This window comes from Shinella sp. HZN7 (genome assembly GCF_001652565.1).
GTDB lineage: Bacteria > Pseudomonadota > Alphaproteobacteria > Rhizobiales > Rhizobiaceae > Shinella > Shinella granuli.
Genome location: NZ_CP015742.1, coordinates 61,934 through 78,067, shown reverse-complemented (window position 1 = coordinate 78,067; position 16,134 = coordinate 61,934). Strand labels below are relative to the sequence as shown.

General features: G+C 61.0%; 11 protein-coding genes and 3 pseudogenes. 5 read left to right on the top strand and 9 right to left on the bottom strand.

The window, feature by feature from the left end:
- Positions 1-44: 44 nt before the first annotated feature.
- Positions 45-1,658, bottom strand: coding sequence for a BCCT family transporter (locus shn_RS31315; protein WP_064334423.1), 1,614 nt, complete (start codon positions 1,656-1,658; stop codon positions 45-47).
- A gap of 313 nt (positions 1,659-1,971) precedes the next feature.
- Here shn_RS31315 and shn_RS31310 point away from each other — a divergent pair, with 313 nt between their 5' ends.
- The 4 genes from shn_RS31310 (at position 1,972) to paoC (ending at position 6,316) form a co-directional block, all read left to right on the top strand.
- Positions 1,972-2,466, top strand: a complete 495-nt coding sequence (locus shn_RS31310; RefSeq protein ID WP_064334422.1) for a DUF305 domain-containing protein — start codon at positions 1,972-1,974, stop codon at positions 2,464-2,466.
- Positions 2,467-2,533: 67 nt separating this feature from the next.
- On the top strand, positions 2,534-3,166 hold the full coding sequence (gene paoA, locus shn_RS31305) for an aldehyde dehydrogenase iron-sulfur subunit PaoA (RefSeq protein WP_064334421.1): 633 nt from the start codon (positions 2,534-2,536) through the stop codon (positions 3,164-3,166).
- Positions 3,163-4,113: a xanthine dehydrogenase family protein subunit M gene (locus shn_RS31300; RefSeq protein WP_064334420.1), complete on the top strand. Its 951-nt coding sequence runs from the start codon at positions 3,163-3,165 to the stop codon at positions 4,111-4,113. Before paoA ends, shn_RS31300 begins: the two co-directional genes overlap by 4 nt.
- 4 nt (positions 4,114-4,117) lie before the next feature.
- Positions 4,118-6,316: an aldehyde oxidoreductase molybdenum-binding subunit PaoC gene (paoC, locus tag shn_RS31295; protein ID WP_064334419.1), complete on the top strand. Its 2,199-nt coding sequence runs from the start codon at positions 4,118-4,120 to the stop codon at positions 6,314-6,316.
- A gap of 124 nt (positions 6,317-6,440) precedes the next feature.
- On the opposite strand, the pseudogene shn_RS37675 reads toward paoC, so the two are convergent.
- The 3 pseudogenes from shn_RS37675 to shn_RS35420 all read right to left on the bottom strand — a co-directional run.
- Positions 6,441-6,671 (bottom strand): annotated as a pseudogene (locus shn_RS37675) (Tn3 family transposase); the annotation flags it as partial.
- Positions 6,665-7,422 (bottom strand): annotated as a pseudogene (locus tag shn_RS36140) (IS5 family transposase). The pseudogenes shn_RS37675 and shn_RS36140, both read right to left, overlap by 7 nt.
- Positions 7,423-7,516: 94 nt before the next feature.
- A pseudogene (locus shn_RS35420) lies at positions 7,517-9,052 on the bottom strand (RcgA family putative transporter); the annotation flags it as partial.
- A gap of 180 nt (positions 9,053-9,232) precedes the next feature.
- Between shn_RS35420 and shn_RS31275 the strand changes: the two are divergent.
- Positions 9,233-9,991, top strand: a complete 759-nt coding sequence (locus tag shn_RS31275) for an SDR family NAD(P)-dependent oxidoreductase (RefSeq protein WP_064334417.1) — start codon at positions 9,233-9,235, stop codon at positions 9,989-9,991.
- Positions 9,992-10,037: 46 nt separating this feature from the next.
- Here shn_RS31275 and shn_RS31270 read toward each other — a convergent pair whose 3' ends face one another.
- From shn_RS31270 to shn_RS31250, 5 genes are read right to left on the bottom strand one after another with little or no spacing between them, the layout of a single operon-like run.
- Positions 10,038-12,161 (bottom strand): type IV secretory system conjugative DNA transfer family protein, encoded by a 2,124-nt coding sequence (locus shn_RS31270; protein ID WP_064334416.1) that lies wholly within the window; start codon positions 12,159-12,161, stop codon positions 10,038-10,040.
- Positions 12,158-13,156: a P-type DNA transfer ATPase VirB11 gene (virB11, locus tag shn_RS31265; protein ID WP_064334415.1), complete on the bottom strand. Its 999-nt coding sequence runs from the start codon at positions 13,154-13,156 to the stop codon at positions 12,158-12,160. Before virB11 ends, shn_RS31270 begins: the two co-directional genes overlap by 4 nt.
- A complete protein-coding gene (virB10, locus tag shn_RS31260; protein WP_064334414.1) occupies positions 13,153-14,574 on the bottom strand; it encodes a type IV secretion system protein VirB10 in 1,422 nt (473 codons plus the stop codon). The genes virB11 and virB10 overlap by 4 nt, the downstream gene beginning before the upstream one ends.
- A complete protein-coding gene (locus shn_RS31255) occupies positions 14,571-15,353 on the bottom strand; it encodes a TrbG/VirB9 family P-type conjugative transfer protein (protein WP_064334413.1) in 783 nt (260 codons plus the stop codon). Before shn_RS31255 ends, virB10 begins: the two co-directional genes overlap by 4 nt.
- The gene (locus tag shn_RS31250; protein ID WP_064334412.1) at positions 15,353-16,087 is read right to left on the bottom strand and encodes a virB8 family protein; all 735 of its coding nucleotides are present in this window, start codon (positions 16,085-16,087) and stop codon (positions 15,353-15,355) included. The genes shn_RS31255 and shn_RS31250 overlap by 1 nt, the downstream gene beginning before the upstream one ends.
- Positions 16,088-16,134 lie beyond the last annotated feature (47 nt).

Genomic DNA, 16,134 nt, shown 5'->3' with positions numbered 1-16,134 from the left:
CCCGGAGCGCATCCTCGTGCCTCGGGCCTTCGATTTTTACAACTTTAGCGCGGCTCGTTGGCAAGACCCTTGAGGATCGCGAAGCAGGCGAGCAACAGGACGATGGTGAACGGGAAGCCGGTCGAGACGGCCATCGCCTGTAGGGCCCCCAATCCCCCGCCGAGCAAAAGGGCGATGGCGACGAGGCCTTCGAAGCTCGCCCAGAAGACGCGCTGGGGAACCGGCGCGTCCACCTTGCCGCCGGCGGTGATGGTGTCGATGACGAGCGAGCCGGAATCGGACGAGGTCACGAAGAAGACGATGACCAGCACGATGCCGATGAAGCTCGTGATCGCCTGAAGGGGCAGGGCTTCCAGCATAGCGAACAGCTTGAGTTCCAAAGGCGCGTCGACCACGGCCTGGTAGCCGTCGTTGACGATCTGGCTGATCGCCGTTCCGCCGAAGGCCGTCATCCAGAAGACGGAGACCAGCGAGGGAATGATGAGCACGCAGGTGAGGAACTCGCGCACCGTACGCCCGCGCGAGATGCGTGCGATGAACATGCCGACGAAGGGCGACCAGGAAATCCACCAGGCCCAATAGAAGGCGGTCCAGCCCTGGCGGAAGTTGTCGTCGGTCCGGCCGAAGGGGTTCGACAGTTCGGGCAGGTAGCGCACGTATTCGTAAAGGTTGGTGAAGAAGCCGGTAAGGATGGCCAGCGTCGGGCCGACCGCCACGACGAAGGCCAGCAGCAGCGCCGCCAGGATCATGTTGACCTCGGAAAGGCGCTTCACGCCCGCATCGAGCCCGGCCACGACCGAGGTCAGGGCGACGGCCGTGATGGCGACGATCAGCACGACCTTCGAGATGTCGTTGACCGGCACGCCGAACAGGTGGTTGAGGCCGGCATTGGCCTGTTCGGCGCCGAAGCCGAGCGAGGTGGCAAGGCCGAAGAGCGTGGCGAAGACGGCCAGCACGTCGATGACATGCCCCACCCAGCCCCAGACGCGCTCGCCGAAGATCGGGTAGAAGATCGAGCGCATGGTCAGCGGCAGGCCCTTGTTGTAGCAGAACAGCGCCAGCGCCAGCGCGACGACCGCGTAAATCGCCCAGGGATGGAGGGCCCAGTGGAAGATCGTCGCGGCCATGCCGAGATGCCGGGCGGTCGCCGTGTCCCCTGCCGCGCCGCCGAGCGGCGCCCAGCTCTCGGGACTTGCGGCATCGGCCGCGACGGCGGAGGAATAGTGGGATATCGGCTCGGACACCCCGTAGAACATCAGGCCGATGCCCATGCCGGCGGCGAAGAGCATGGCGAACCAGCCGGAATAGGAATAATCCGGCACGGCGTCGCGCCCGCCGATGCGGACCTTGCCGTAGGGCGAGACGATCAGGAAAAGACACAGCAGCAGGAAGACGTTGCCGGCGGCCAGGAAGAACCAGTCGAAGGTCGCCGTCAACCAGTCGCGCAGGCTGGAAAAGAGCGGGCCGACATATTGCTGGAAGGCGAGCGTCAGGAAGACGAAACCGACGATGGTCAGGCCCGAGATGAGGAAAACGGGATTGTGCACGTCAAGGCCGAAGGGCCCGATCTGCCGCGTGATGTTGTCCTGGCCGATCGTGTAGTCCGTGTCGATCAGTTCCGTGGGACCTTCGGGAACGGGAATGCCGGTGTCGCTCATGGTGTCCTCCAGATAGCGAGTTTTGCGTCCGGGTGATGCGCGGCTGCGGATCGCAGCAGCACGGGACGGAGAAGACCCCTCATAGGTTCTTGAAAGTTTGGAACATCCCGCCCGTGCCGTCAGTATTGCTGACAGGAATAGGGAGCATTGATCGTCTATCGGCCAGCGATGGTCTATCTGCGACCTGTAACGGCAATAATGCGCCTCCGATGACCAGGCCAAAGCAATTATCGAGCGGCAGGCGGCACAAATTCTCCGCTCGTGAGTTTCGTAATCTGCGCGCATTTTTTATCGATGAATGGGAACATGAAACATGAGCTATGTCCGCTTCGGCTTCATGATCGCGGTTTCGACCGTCGTGATGTTCGGCCTCATGTATCTGAACACGTTCGCAGCCGATCACGTCTTCTACAGTCAGACACGCATGTGGATGGCGCTTCTCATGGGCGCGGTGATGGCCATCGTCATGATCGCCTTCATGTGGTCGATGTATCCCGATCGCAGGGTCAATGCAGCGATCGTCGTTGTGGCGGCAGTCGTGTTCTGTCTGTCGCTCTGGCTGGTCCGCAGTCAGGAAACGGTGGACGACGTGTCCTTCATGAAGGCGATGATTCCGCACCATTCCATCGCGATCATGACGAGCAGCCGCGCGCATATCAAGGATTCCCGCGTGCGCAAACTCGCCGACGGGATCATCGAAGCCCAGGTCCGGGAGATCAAGGAGATGAAGCAGCTGATCGCTGACCTTCAGGCAAATCCCGTCGCCGACAGCTCGCCGGACCTTCAGCCTACCGTACCGACGCAGTAACGATGGAACAGCGCGTCTGCCAGGCGAAACGATGCAATCAGGCTTTTCCAGTGAATTGGAGTAGACCATGCAAAGCCTTCAACTCGAAATCTCCCGCCGCGACCTGCTTGCGTCCACGGCCGCCACTGTCGCGGCCACGGCGCTTGCCGGAGAAGCGGCGGCTCAGTCCAAAGGAACTGCGATGACCCACGGATCTCAGGTGGCATTCACCGTGAACGGCCGCAAGCATAGCGTCGTGGTCGACAACAGAACCACGCTTCTCGACGCGCTGCGCGAGCATCTGCATCTCACCGGCACGAAGAAGGGATGCGATCATGGCCAATGCGGTGCCTGTACGGTGATGGTCGGCGGGCGCCGCATCAATTCCTGTCTGACGCTCGCCGTCATGCATGACGGCGACGACATCATGCCGATCGAGGGGCTGGGGCAGCCGGGCGAACTGCATCCGATGCAGGCGGCGTTCGTCAAGCATGACGGCTTCCAGTGCGGCTATTGCACGCCCGGCCAAATCTGTTCCTCCGTGGCGGTGCTGGAAGAGATCGCGGCGAATGTTCCCAGCCATGTCACGGCTGATCTGACCGCGCAGGCAAAAGTGACGCCGGAGGAGATCCGCGAGCGGATGAGCGGCAATATCTGTCGCTGCGGGGCCTACTCGAACATCCTGGATGCCATCACCGAAGTCGCGGGGATACCGACATGAGACCCTTCACCTATGAGCGCGCCTCATCCGTCGAGGCCGCGGCGAAGGCCGCCGCCTCCAATACGGACGCAAGGTTCATCGCCGGCGGCACCAATCTTCTCGACCTGATGAAACTGGAGATCGAGACGCCGGCGCACCTGATCGACGTCAACGGCCTTGCCCTCGACACGATCGAACCGACCGCCGAGGGGGGCTTGCGTATCGGCGCGCTGGTGCGCAACACCGATCTGGCCGCGCACGAAACCGTCCGTCGCGATTACGGCCTGCTGTCGCGCGCGCTGCTTGCCGGCGCATCCGGGCAGTTGCGCAACAAGGCGACGACGGCCGGAAACCTGTTGCAGCGAACGCGCTGTCCCTATTTTTACGATACCAACCAGCCATGCAACAAGCGACAGCCGGGCAGCGGCTGTTCCGCCATCGGCGGCTTCAGCCGCCAGCACGCCGTGGTCGGGGTCAGCGATGCCTGCATCGCCACGCATCCCAGCGACATGGCGGTGGCCATGCGCGCCCTCGATGCGACAGTCGAAACCGTCAAGGGCGATGGCAGCAAGCGGTCCATCGCGATTGCCGATTTTCACCATCTGCCGGGCGACACACCGCACATCGAGACCGTTCTGGAACCCGGCGAGTTCATCACCGCTGTGGTGCTGCCGCCGCCGATTGGCGGCAAACACATCTATCGGAAGGTGCGCGACCGCGCATCCTACGCCTTTGCGCTGGTCTCGGTCGGCGCGGTCGTCCAGCCCGATGGAACGGGCCGTATGGCGGTTGGCGGCATCGCCCATAAGCCATGGCGTATGGAGGCGGCGGAGCGCGAATTGCCGAAGGGTGCGAAGGGGGCCGCGTCGGTGCTTCTCGCCGATGCCCGGCCGACCGACCAGAACCGCTTCAAGATCGATCTCGTCGCGCGCACGCTCAGTGCCGTCATCGCCGGGGCAGAGGAGTGAAACCATGCAGTTCGACAAGCCAGCAACCAGCAATCCGATCGACCGGCTCAAGGTCGTGGGCCGGCCAGTCCATCGCATCGACGGCGAACTCAAGACCAGCGGGCGGGCGACGTATGCCTATGAATGGCATGATCCCGACGTCAGCTATGCCTATGGCTACCCGGTGGGCTCGGCCAGCGCCAAGGGGCGGATTACATCGATGGATGCGAGTGCTGCGAAAAAGGCACCCGGCATCCTTGCCGTCGTCACCGCGCCGGAAATCGGCGAGCGCAAGAAGGGGGAGCACAACATCGCCAGACTGTTCGGCGGTGATGAGGTCCAGCATTATCATCAGGCAGTCGCCGTCGTCGTGGCGGAAACCTTTGAGCAGGCGCGTGCGGCAGCCGCGCTGGTGAAGGTGGAGTATGACGAAGAAAACGGCGTCTACGATCTTGCGCAAGTGAAGGGATCGGCCGTCAAGCCTGACGAGTCGCAGGAGCCGGATACGGCCGTCGGCGATTTCGACGCCGCCTTTAAGGCGGCGTCGGTGACCCTCGATGAGATCTATACGACACCTGACCAGTCGCATGCGATGATGGAGCCGCATTCGTCCGTCGCGGTGTGGGACGGCGACGAGTTGAGCGTGTGGACCTCCAGCCAGATGATCGACTGGTGGCACAGCGACCTTGCGACCACCCTTGGTATCGAAAAGGAGAAGATCCACCTGATGTCGCCGTTCATCGGCGGCGGTTTCGGTACGAAGCTGTTCCTGCGGGTGGATGCGGTGCTGGCGGCGCTTGGTGCACGCGCCACCGGGCGGCCGGTGAAGGTGGCGCTGCCACGTCCGTTCGTGGCCAACAACACCACCCATCGCCCGGCGACGATCCAGCGAATTCGCATCGGGGCGGAATGCGACGGAAAGATCACCGCCATTGCGCATGAGAGTTGGTCTGGAAACCTGCCGGGCGGCGCGCTTGAAACCGCCGTCAACCAGACGCGCCTGCTTTATGCCGGAGCGAACCGTATGACGGCGATGCGTCTGGCAACGCTCGATCTGCCGGAAGGCAATGCCATGCGCGCGCCGGGCGAGGCGCCTGGTCTGATGGCGCTCGAAATCGCCATGGATGAAATGGCGGAAAAACTCGACATGGATCCGGTTGAGTTCCGGATCCTCAACGACACCCAGGTCGATCCCGAAAATCCGGAGCGCCCGTTCTCGCATCGCGATCTCGTCGGCTGCCTGAGGCTCGGGGCGGAGCGGTTCGGTTGGAAGGGGCGCGGTACGCCGGGCGCGCGACGTGACGGCGACTGGCTGGTCGGACAGGGGATGGCCGCCGCCTTCCGCGACAATCTGCTGGTTCCGTCCGGGGCGCGGGTGCGGCTCGATTGGGACGGGGTCGTCACCGTCGAAACGGACATGACCGACATCGGCACGGGCAGCTACACGATCATCGCCCAGACCGCCGCCGAGATGCTGGGCCTTCCCCTCGACAAGGTAGCCGTTCATCTCGGGGATTCCCGCTTCCCCGTCTCATCCGGCTCCGGCGGCCAGTTCGGCGGCAACTGCTCGACATCGGGTGTTTACGCCGCCTGCGTCAAATTACGTGAGGCGGTGACGAAGAAGCTCGGCCTCAACGCCCGGGACGTCAGCTTCGAAAATGGTGAAGTGCGCTCCGGCAACCGCTCGGTTCCATTGGCAGAGGCGGCCGGTCCCGAAGGGATCACCGCCGAAGACAAGATTGAATGGGGCAAGCTCTCTAAAACGCACCAGCAATCCACCTTCGGCGCGCATTTTGTCGAGGTCGGCGTCGATGCGGCGACGGGAGAAACCCGCATCCGCCGAATGCTGGCGGTGTGTGCCGCCGGACGGATCCTCAACCCGATCACCGCCCGTAGCCAGGTGATCGGTGCGATGACGATGGGAGCGGGCGCCGCGCTGTCGGAAGAACTGATTGTCGATACCCGCCGTGGCTTTTTCGTAAACCATGACCTCGCCGGCTACGAAGTCCCGGTCCATGCCGATATTCCGCATCAGGAGGTGATCTTCATGGACGAGACCGACCCGTTATCCTCGCCCATGAAGGCGAAGGGGGTCGGCGAACTCGGTCTTTGCGGCGTCGCCGCGGCGATCGCCAATGCGATCTACGACGCGACCGGCGTTCGCGTGCGCGACTATCCCGTGACGCTCGACAAGTTGATCGGGGACCTTCCGGATATCGCGTAACTGGCGCTTTGCCAGCTGGTGTGGAAGTCTCTTCCGTCGCCGAGCGCGGATTTCGCTGCGCATGATTGGGGTCGGAACAAGAGCAGTTCAAAATCGTACGTTAAGTTCGAACGGACGGTGAACATCAAGCAGCGCGCAGGAGGCGGCCAGGAAGGCGCAAGGGCCTGAAGCCCTCCGGCATCTGTTGCTCAGCGTCCCAAGAGTAGATGCCGGTGAGATTTATGTGCTCCCAACTGAGCGGCGAGACGTGTTTGAGCAGTTCGTTGGGAATACTCCGGCCCTGCTGTCGTAAATGAGCGGCGGCGTGGCTAAGATAAACGGTGTTCCAATGGACGATGGCGCTGATCACTAGGTCCTGTTGACAAAGTATGGCAGCCATATCTTTGCGGCTGCCAGGGCGAGGAATGCCGAGAAGGATTTTCGTGTCTTGTCGTATCGGGTCGCGACGCGCCGGAACTGCTTGAGACGGTTGAACATCCGCTCGATGCGGTTTCGATCTTTGTAAACCCGAAAGTCGCAGGCAGGCGGGTTCTTTCGGTTGGTTTTTGGCGGAATGACCGGCCTGATACCGTGGATCAGGAGTTCTTCACGCAGGAAGTCACCGTCGTAGCCTTTGTCGGCGAGGAACAACCTCGGCTTGCCGACCGGTATCGCCAGCAAGTCAGGAACGGCGTTGTAGTCCGAAGCCTCGCCGCCTGTCAGGACGAAGCCAAGAGGGCGGCCCTGACCGTCTGCTCGGGCGTGGATTTTCGTCGTAAAGCCGCCGCGTGATCGACCAAAAGCCTCCTGATAAGTCCCCCTTTTGCGCCCGCCGCCTGCGAATGGCCGCGAACAGTGGTGCTGTCGATCATGTGCTGCCAGTCATCCGTCAGCCCCAGTTCGACGAGGGTCTCAAGCAGGGCGTCCCAAACGCCTTGTTCGGCCCAACGGCGGAAGCGCACATAGACCGAATTCCACTTTCCGTATCGCTCATGCATGTCGCGCCACGGGCATCCGACCCGAAGGACATGCAGCATACCGTTCAGATATTGCCGATTATCGTGCGACGGTCGGGACTTCCTGCCGCGTTCGGTGGGCAACAACCCCTCGATGATCCGCCATTCCATATCTGTCAGGTCGCCGCGAGCCAAAACTGCCTCCTAAAAAGCAGTCTTGAATCACGCTTCTGCTGATTTGGGAATCCACTTTGTCAACAGGACCTAACACACCGACGCTCAAGAGTATCGAGAATCCAGTGAAAGTACCGATCAACAAGTATCCTGCAACTAGCAGAAAGACGATCGCCGACATCTTGCGAAGACGCGCGCGAGAATGGCGTCCGGCATTGATCCGAACAGAGCCAAATAGGAATACAATACAGGATGAAGTAACGATGAGGAGGCTGCTGTAGTGTGTCGGCATTACAAAGCCGCCTTCTTCACTCACATATTTTCTGTCGTGAAACGCTGAAGACATGTCCTTGATCAACCAGGCTACAATGTTCTGATCAGGCGATGTTAGATAAGAGCTTTGGACCTTCATGCATATGGCAACCAGAGTCCCTAAAATAGCGCACCGAAAGATCGCATTCATCAATTTTAAACCGACTTCGGCCATCTCGTTTCGATGATCTACTACCTTCGAGGCCTTGAGTCTCTCGCTGATTTTCTGGAAATCATATGCAATTGTGTAAAGAAGGATAAGACCAACAAAGAAAATATAGAAGCAAACGGACATGTATAAATAAGAGAAGCCTGTGAATAGGATCGCCTCGGGAACCGTTGTGATCTCCGGACGCACGATTGCCATTTTCGCCCAATCTGTTGCGTAGTAGTCTCCTTCGCCTCCTATGAGAGGGATCAAACACACCTCTATCCATTGAAAAACCCCAGCGAATACCAAGCAGACCAAGAAAACAGCCCAGAAGGTCGCAGAAGAGCTTGCCACATTGTGCGACCACGCATCCATGCTCTCTACTCGATCGCAATGCGCGGCTAGACACAGGCGACCCTCAAGTTTCCAGAAGACCAGCACCTCTGTTACGAATGTGAAAAGCAATGGCAGGAGCACCATGAAGACGAGTGTCCAATTCGGCGCCCAAAGGAAGCCGACCTGCTTCGCGACTCCGTCCAACCGATCATAGGTCGCACTGTGAACTCCGGTGATGTACGACAAAAACCCGAGGGCGGTGGCACCCGCAAACACCGCGGCAGGCAAATTCAACGGGGATCCACTGCTAAAAAGCGCCTCTGATCTCATCGCCAAGCCCAAATGCGGACGAAGCTTCAAAGCATCAGCATCCCGAGCTGGCCGCGCGGAGGGTGCGATCTGGTCGTTGGCGGTCGCGGCCTGCGCGATGTCCGGATCTCCAATCGCTACGCTACTTCCGGCTTTCCTCCCTTCACGTCGTCTGGCTGTGAGCCGAGATTGCGCTTCACTCAACTCCATCTGCCATTCGCTTGTTGCTGTCGGATCATCGCACCCAAAGATCCTCGCCAACCACCGAATGTTGGCCGTGCTAACTCCCTTCTCGTTCTCTTGAAACCAAAGCTGCACCGTGCGCAGATCGACTCCGGCTCGGTTAGAATCGATCTGTGAAATAGCCTCCGCGAGTAACTCCGGCGTCCATGGCCCAGCGGGAAACCCATCGTCGCCTAGCGGCCGTCCTGCTCCTGCCGCAGCCAGTCTCTTGAATAGTTCTTTGAAATCACTCCCATCTTTTGGCGGAGGGAGGAAAAACTTTCCGTTGTTCAACAAGGACTTACTGGCCCACGTTTCGTTTCGTTTCGCTCGATTTCGTATTCTGTCGTGCTTTCGTTTCCGAATTGAGGCGTTTTCTCACGGAAACGTGGCGCAGTTCTTGGCAGGCGATTGTGGTTTCACGTAGTCCAAGGCGCCTGCTGAAATCGAAGAGGATCGCAGCAGATGGAACTATGTATGGAAAAGCCCTTGCAGGGGCAAACGGTCCTAGTCACCGGCGCATCTGGCGGCATAGGGGCGGCTATCGTGGAGCGTATAGCGCTGGAAGGGGCGCGCCCGATCATTCACTATTGTCAGGACGAGCATGCGGCTGAACTATTACTGGCCCGGATTGGCGGCAATGGCTTGATTGTGCAATCCGACCTTTCTGATTCGGAGGGCCCGTGCGCGCTATGGCAAAAAGCGGTCGCTTTCGCTGGGCGTATCCACGGCGTCATCAACAATGCGGGTATCCGTACGGAAATTCCTATTGAGGCTTCGTCTAAGGCTTGGAAGGCAGCTTGGCAAAAGGAGTTCCAGCTAAATGTTTTTGCGGCGGCTGATCTTTGCAGAGAAGCGATTCAGCATTTTCGAACCGAAGGTGGTGGGCGCATCGTTAACATGGCAGGCCAGGCTGGTCAGCGTGGCTCCGCCGCCGATGTACTTCCTCATGGCGCAACCGAGGCCGCGCTAATCAATCTGACCAAATCCATCGCCTACGGCTTTGGGCGGGAGGGCGTGATGGCGATGTCTATCGCGCCGGGCTTGGTCCGCACGGAGAGGGCAGGGAAAAACGTTGCCGCCCACGACAATGAAGCCGATATAGAAGAAATTCCAATAGGAGATATGGCTGAACCTACTGAGATAGCTGAGCTTGTCGCGTTTGTGCTGCGCTACTCGCAGGAATCGCTGAATGGTGCCACGCTCGATGTCAATGGTGGCAGCTACATTCGCTGATCGCTGCCATTTGAAAACGCGCTCGGCAAACCCGTGTGGAACGGGTTTATTCGTCGGCGAGCGCAGACGTGATCTCTTTTTGTACCTTCTTGGCCGCTCGCTTCTTCGTGGGAGAGCTGTTGAATATGGTCAATATCTTCTCGATCGACTGCTCTGCTTCGGCCTTTCGGCCAGCGCTCGCTTCCAACGCTGATTTAAAGTCCGGGCTTCTGCCTGGATTGGGTGCGCCGTTGCGTCGGTCAGAATGCTGCTCCTCATCAACGGTGAAAGCCGGTTTATGAACCTGTGCGGTCTCCAATAGGCTCGACTGCATCGTAGTAGCCACCGCGCTATTCGCCACAAATTTCGCGCCTGGTATCGAGCTGGCGTGGGAAGCCCTGGTAAGGGGCGGGACGGTTTCTGAGAGCTCAAAACCGGCGTCGCTTGGTTCATCAATGGTAATTTTACTCGTGGGCACCCGCAATTGTTGCCATGCGCGCTTCACAAGCTCCTCGTCGGCATAATAGAAGTTCCGGAGACCAAAAATCGGCTGCTGATTGCGAAGCTTGATGATACACCGCGTTTCGTTCATCGCGCCCAACTCATCCGGCCGCATCAGCGGCCGCATCGTGGTCCTGTGCGACATGGTCGCGCCCTTGCGATCGAACAGGGTCACGCCGGTCGAAACCGCCTTGTCGATCGTCACTTCCTTCCGCTCACCAAGCAGCTGTGACACGTACCGTTGATCCTCGGGATCCTGCGCGCCAAGGAAGATCTGAGCGCGGGCAGAGTTGACCAGCGTTTGCCGGCCTTCGCGCGTGTAAACGTTGTCGATCGAGCGCAGCGATTGGACGAAGAACCAGCAGGGAATGCCATAGCCGCCGAGGACGGTGGCGACGGTCAGCGCGTTTTCCAGCTTGCCGAGGTTCTGGAATTCGTCGAGCAGGACCAGCACGCGCCGCTCGCCTCGTTTCATCATGTTGCGGGACATGTAATCCATGAACTGGACCATCAGCACATTGAAGATCGGCCCGATCGAGGCGATCTGCTGGATACGGAAGTCCAAATAGAGGCTCATGTTCTCCCGCCGCATCGCCCGGATGTCGAAAGTCGACCGCGCCGTCGCGCGCAAGATGCGATTGTTCTTGAACGGCCGGACGGCCGCGGCGAGCGAACCATAGACCCCGTCAAATTGCTTGCTGGCCATGACGGCGAAACGGGCCAGGGTGGTGTAGGTGAAGGAGCTGATCCAGGTTGCGCGGAGCTCCGGATTGGCAACCTGCTCCAGCCATTCGCGGAGCGGCTGGTCGCCGCCTTCGACGACATTGAGGACCGTGCCAAGATTCTTGTCCTTGTCGAGAATATCCGGATTCTCCAACACCCAGGAGGTGACGCCGGCGAACAGCGCGCGGGCGTCGGAGATCCAGTAGGCATCGCCCTTCGGCGTCGGGAGCAATGCCGTCGCGATCGAGTTGATGTCGATATCGCGCTGATCGGGATCGATGGCGACGAAATCGAGGGGATTGTAGCATTCCGTGTCGCCGTTCTCGTCGGCCGGCGAGAAGCGCAGCACGCGGGAGAATTTCGAGCGATAGCCGGCCGTCGCCTCATAGGTCTCGCCGCGCATGTCGAGCACGACGATGCTGTCGGGCCAGAGCAGGCAATTCGGCACGATCAGCGATGCGCCCTTGCCCGAGCGGGGCGGGCCGATGACGAAACCACCGACGTCATCGCCATCGATCCAGAGTTTTTTTCCGCCGAACAGCATTGGCTTCGTGAAGCGCCGCCGGCCGGAACCGCGCTGCGTGAAGCCGCCGGGAACCTTGATCAGGCTGCCGCCGATCCGACCGACGAACACGCCGCCGGTGCGCGTGAGGCCAAGAGCGCGGGCCTCACGCGGGTTGAGGAACCGGGCGTCGGTCGACTTCTTCTTGCCCGTCGTGGCGGCGAGGAGCACGGCGCAAGCGGCGAACAGGCCTGCCACAGTCGCTATCGCCGGTCGATACCAGTCGCCGGCGGCGAGATCGAGGCGCGCCGCGCGATAGGACGCGAGCATGTCGGTTTGCAGCGCCTGGAACATCGACGTCGAATTGTCGAAGGCGTAGTAGAGGCCGGCATAGGCGAGCGAGGCAACGAATGCAGCGACGGCCGCGGTGACGACCAGCCCGAACAGCAGGATCGCCGGGTTCATAACGTGCCCTCCTTGGTGAAGACGATTTCAGAGACGACACGGCGGCCGTCCGGAAGACGCGTCAGTTGGACGACGATCGGGATGACCTCCTTCAGGTAGTCGATGATCTCCTGCTTCTCGAGCGCGACACCACTCTGCATGACCATTAGTGCCAGGCGGTCATAGGCCGAGCGCGCCGAGTTTGCGTGGACCGTCGTCAGCGAGCCGGGATGGCCGGTATTGATCGCCTGCAGGAATGAGAACGCTTCGGCGCCGCGCAGCTCGCCCAGCATCAACCGATCCGGACGCATGCGTAGCGAGGCTTCCAGCAATTCCTGCGGCGTCACCTTGGCACGGCCCTGGTCGCCTTTCGAGGCAAGCAGCGCAACCGTGTTCGGCGTGATCGGCTTCAGTTCGCGGGTGTCCTCTATCGTGACGATGCGCTCCTCGTCCGGCACTTCCTTCAGAAGCGCATTGAGAAAGGTGGTCTTGCCGGTTGAGGTTCCACCGGACACGGCGATCGAAACCCGCGAGCGCACGGCCATCCGGAGAAACAGCATGGCGTCGACATCGCCCTGCATCATGGCGGCAAGCTCTTCCTCGGCCGCCGAAAGCGTCAGCTGGCGGCCGACCTTGGTGTCCTCGAACGCACCGCGCTCTTTATAGACGTCCAAGCCGATATCGTGGATGACCTGTTTGCGGATCGAGATCGCACCTCCGTCGGGCGCGGCCGGCGGCAACACGCATTGGAAGCGCTCCCCGGTCGGGAGCGACGCCGACAGGATGGGATGCTCATCGTTGACGACCTGGTTGGTGGAGCCTGCGACGCGCTCGCTCAGCGTCCGTATCCATTCGGCGGAAAACTGGGCATCGACGACACGCTCCATGCCGCCGACGCCGAGCCGTTCGATGAACAGTTCGCCGGGGCGGTTGACCGAAATTTCCGAAACGCGCTCATCCGAGAGAAACGGCTTCAGCCGCTCCAGCGCCTTGTCGAGGAACGGGTATTGCTTCATTTGTAAACCGGCGCGACGGGATAATAGGGCGTCGGATCGACATTGCGGCGGATTTGTCCCCCACGCTTCAGCCGCATCATCTCCTGGCGGACCGGATCGGCGTAGAAGGCTGAGAAATCGAGATCGCGCCGCAGATAGACGACGATCGACTCACCTTGGGCGACGTAGATGGTCGGCGGGATCTTCGAGCTTTCCTTGAACGCTTCGTTGGCAATGTCCTGCAGGATGGCCGAAGACTTCTCAGCGGCAATCGAGCGGGCTTCGGCCGCCGTGCGGCTCGGCTCGGTGGTGATCGTCGTAACCGCGCCGGTGATCGGATCGACCGTCGAGATCGAGCGGGCGCTTTCCGATGCGGTATCGCCGAGCGCCGAGACATATTCCGCCGCGCCGCCGATCACCGACAGCATGATCGCGGAACCGAACCGCTCCCAGAAATGCGTGTCGATCTCGCCAGTAAGTCCGGCGCGGCCGAGCCGATCGGCGCCGGGCGAGGCGATTTCAACGGAGACGCCATCGGAGCGAATGACGCGGGACCAGACGATGAAGATGCGCTTCTGCCCGCGTGCCAGGCCGGACTTGTATTCCCCGATCAGGCGCGAGCCTTTGGGAATCAAGATGCGGCCGCCATCGAGCGAGCGGACGTCTTCGCGCACGACGGCGCGCACCATGCCTGGCAGGTCGGTGTTGATCGCCGTTTCGAGGAATCCGCGGATCATCGTGCCCTGGGCGACGAGCGCATCGGTGCGGTCGAAGCGTGTCGCTTTGACAATACCGGCGGTCTGCTTTTCCGATTGGGCGAGGAACGCCTTGTTGGCGTCGCTCTCCGCGCCGGGGACGGCGACGAGCTGGCCGTCATCGGCGATCGTCACCGACTGGTCGCCGGCCGCCAGGCTTTCGCGGCCGGAGCCGTCGACGATGATTTGTTCCGAGCGCAGCCGTTCCCAGCGCGCCTTCTCCTCGTCCTCCCGGCGCTTTGCCTCCAGCTCGGCAAGCCGTGCATCCTCTTCGGCACGCCGGCGGGCCTCTTCCGCCCGAAGCCGCTCCTCTTCGGCGCGCCGACGCTCTTCCTCGATCTGGCGCAGCTTTTCCAGGTCGTCGCCGGGGTTGACGGTGACGTCGACCGCGGCGGAGTCCACCGGCTTCTTTTCCTCGACCGGGATTTGCACGAGGTTCGGATCGGCTGCCTGTTTTACCGGCTCATCGGGGAAATCGCGAATGCTAGTGTTGGAGGTCTCGAAGGTCTCGCCGGTGTCTTCGGTGAGGTTGGAGGTCTGCGGACCGCTAGGCCAGTTGACATAGGCGAGCACGCCAGCCCCGACGAGAAGCAGCACAGGAAGGGCGAGCTTTCCGAGACGCCCGTTGCGGTCGCTGGCGACGCTGCTTTGCCCGTCCAGATGCTCGAAATCGACTTTGCTCATCGCTGGCGCTCCTCTTTGCTGCCGAGGCGCTTCGGCCCGTAGGCGTCCTCGATGAGGTCGAACGATTGACGATTGGCCTGCCGGTTATAAAGGCACAGCCACTTGTCGCCGGCGCGCAGCGTGAACTGCGCTGCGATCTTGTCGACTACGACGTATTTGCCCTGGGTGCGCAGGTTGACGAGCGATTCCTGACGCTTGCCTTCGACGATGAACACGGCGGGAATTTCGCCGGGGAACTCCAGATACATATGCGTGCCGTCGTCGAAGGCGACCCGGGGTTTCAGGCTGGTATCGCCCTTGAACACATAGTCATAGTTCAGGCGGTTTGGATCTAGATCCTTGAGGAGCGGATCCTTGGCGCTTTCCTGTGCGGCCGCCAGCAGCCGGGCGTTGACGTCCTCGTCCGGATATTTGAACCGCACCTGAAATGCCGCGCGCAGGTCGGCCGCCGCCGAGCCCTTCAGCAGCAGGGCATAGACGCGCTGGTTGGTGACGATGTTGACGTTGGTTTCGGCGTTCTCGCGAAGGGGCTTCACGAACAGTATGCCGGAGCCCTTCTTGGGGACGATCGACCAGCTCACCGTGTCGCCGGCCGAGATCGTCTCGATCACTTCCGAGCTGCCGAGCTGGATCATGGTCGAGACGCCAAGCCCGGCCGGCACGGTGACGACGGCATTGTTGTTGAAGGTGATGTAGCGGATGCGCGGGTCGGCGGCAGTCACGGGATTCGGCATGGCCAGCAGCGAGGTGGCGGTGAGGGCAAGGAGAAATTTCCGCATCAGCGCGCAGCCTTGTCTGCCGGCAGCACTTCGGGCAGCGATTCCTGGTCGCGCCTGTATTCGACAACCTGGAAGCCGAGCGGATTGTTGAAGCGATATTCGTTCTTCAGCGGCGCGGACGTATACCGGAATCGGACCACTGAGACCCAGTGCTCGCGCCGAAGGGTGTTGTCGCGTCGTGTCTCTGTCGAGAAGCGGACGGTCGCGGTGGAGGCGTTGAGGAACGACACCGACTTGATGGTTACGGAAATGCGCGTGTTGCGACCGAGCACCTTGTCCTTCGATTGCGGATTCGACGGCTCGAACTCGTGACGCAGGTCCGTCGCGGCCTGGCCTGTCGAATAGAGCTGGGCGAGATCGTAATTGTCCTTCAGCGCCCGAGGATCGTAGGTCTCGCGCGCCCGGATATAGCGCACGATGTTCGCCGTCTTGATGGCGTCGTTCTCGGAGAGTTTGCTCTCGTTCAGCGAGCGGGCGACCTCCACAAAACCCGTCGTCTTGTCGGCGATCACCACCACGGCCTCGAACTGCTTCAGCGGGACGAGGAGGTTCAGGGCCGAGAGGCTGAGCAGCGTTGAGATGCCGGCGACGGTGGCGACCGTCCAGGCGATTTTCCGCGAGCGGCGCTCCTTGCGATAAAGCTCCGCCTCCCAGGAGGCGCCGGCTTTCCAGTAGGCGGTAAGATCGATCGGCGGGGATTCGGGCGTATTGGCGGCTTGTTCTGGGTTGCTCATTTGGTCTTCCGATAAGCCGCCAAACCCGGCGGAATTAAATATAGTTT

Excerpts from the sequence above, each read along its gene's own strand:
- shn_RS31310 (WP_064334422.1), top strand. The coding sequence starts at position 1,972 with ATGAGCTATGTCCGCTTCGGCTTCATGATCGCGGTTTCGACCGTCGTG.
- shn_RS31270 (WP_064334416.1), bottom strand. The coding sequence starts at position 12,161 with ATGAACCCGGCGATCCTGCTGTTCGGGCTGGTCGTCACCGCGGCCGTC.
- shn_RS31255 (WP_064334413.1), bottom strand. The coding sequence starts at position 15,353 with ATGCGGAAATTTCTCCTTGCCCTCACCGCCACCTCGCTGCTGGCCATG.
- shn_RS31300 (WP_064334420.1), top strand. The coding sequence starts at position 3,163 with ATGAGACCCTTCACCTATGAGCGCGCCTCATCCGTCGAGGCCGCGGCG.
- virB11 (WP_064334415.1), bottom strand. The coding sequence starts at position 13,156 with ATGAAGCAATACCCGTTCCTCGACAAGGCGCTGGAGCGGCTGAAGCCG.
- shn_RS31315 (WP_064334423.1), bottom strand. The coding sequence starts at position 1,658 with ATGAGCGACACCGGCATTCCCGTTCCCGAAGGTCCCACGGAACTGATC.
- virB10 (WP_064334414.1), bottom strand. The coding sequence starts at position 14,574 with ATGAGCAAAGTCGATTTCGAGCATCTGGACGGGCAAAGCAGCGTCGCC.
- shn_RS31250 (WP_064334412.1), bottom strand. The coding sequence starts at position 16,087 with ATGAGCAACCCAGAACAAGCCGCCAATACGCCCGAATCCCCGCCGATC.
- paoC (WP_064334419.1), top strand. The coding sequence starts at position 4,118 with ATGCAGTTCGACAAGCCAGCAACCAGCAATCCGATCGACCGGCTCAAG.
- shn_RS31275 (WP_064334417.1), top strand. The coding sequence starts at position 9,233 with ATGGAAAAGCCCTTGCAGGGGCAAACGGTCCTAGTCACCGGCGCATCT.
- paoA (WP_064334421.1), top strand. The coding sequence starts at position 2,534 with ATGCAAAGCCTTCAACTCGAAATCTCCCGCCGCGACCTGCTTGCGTCC.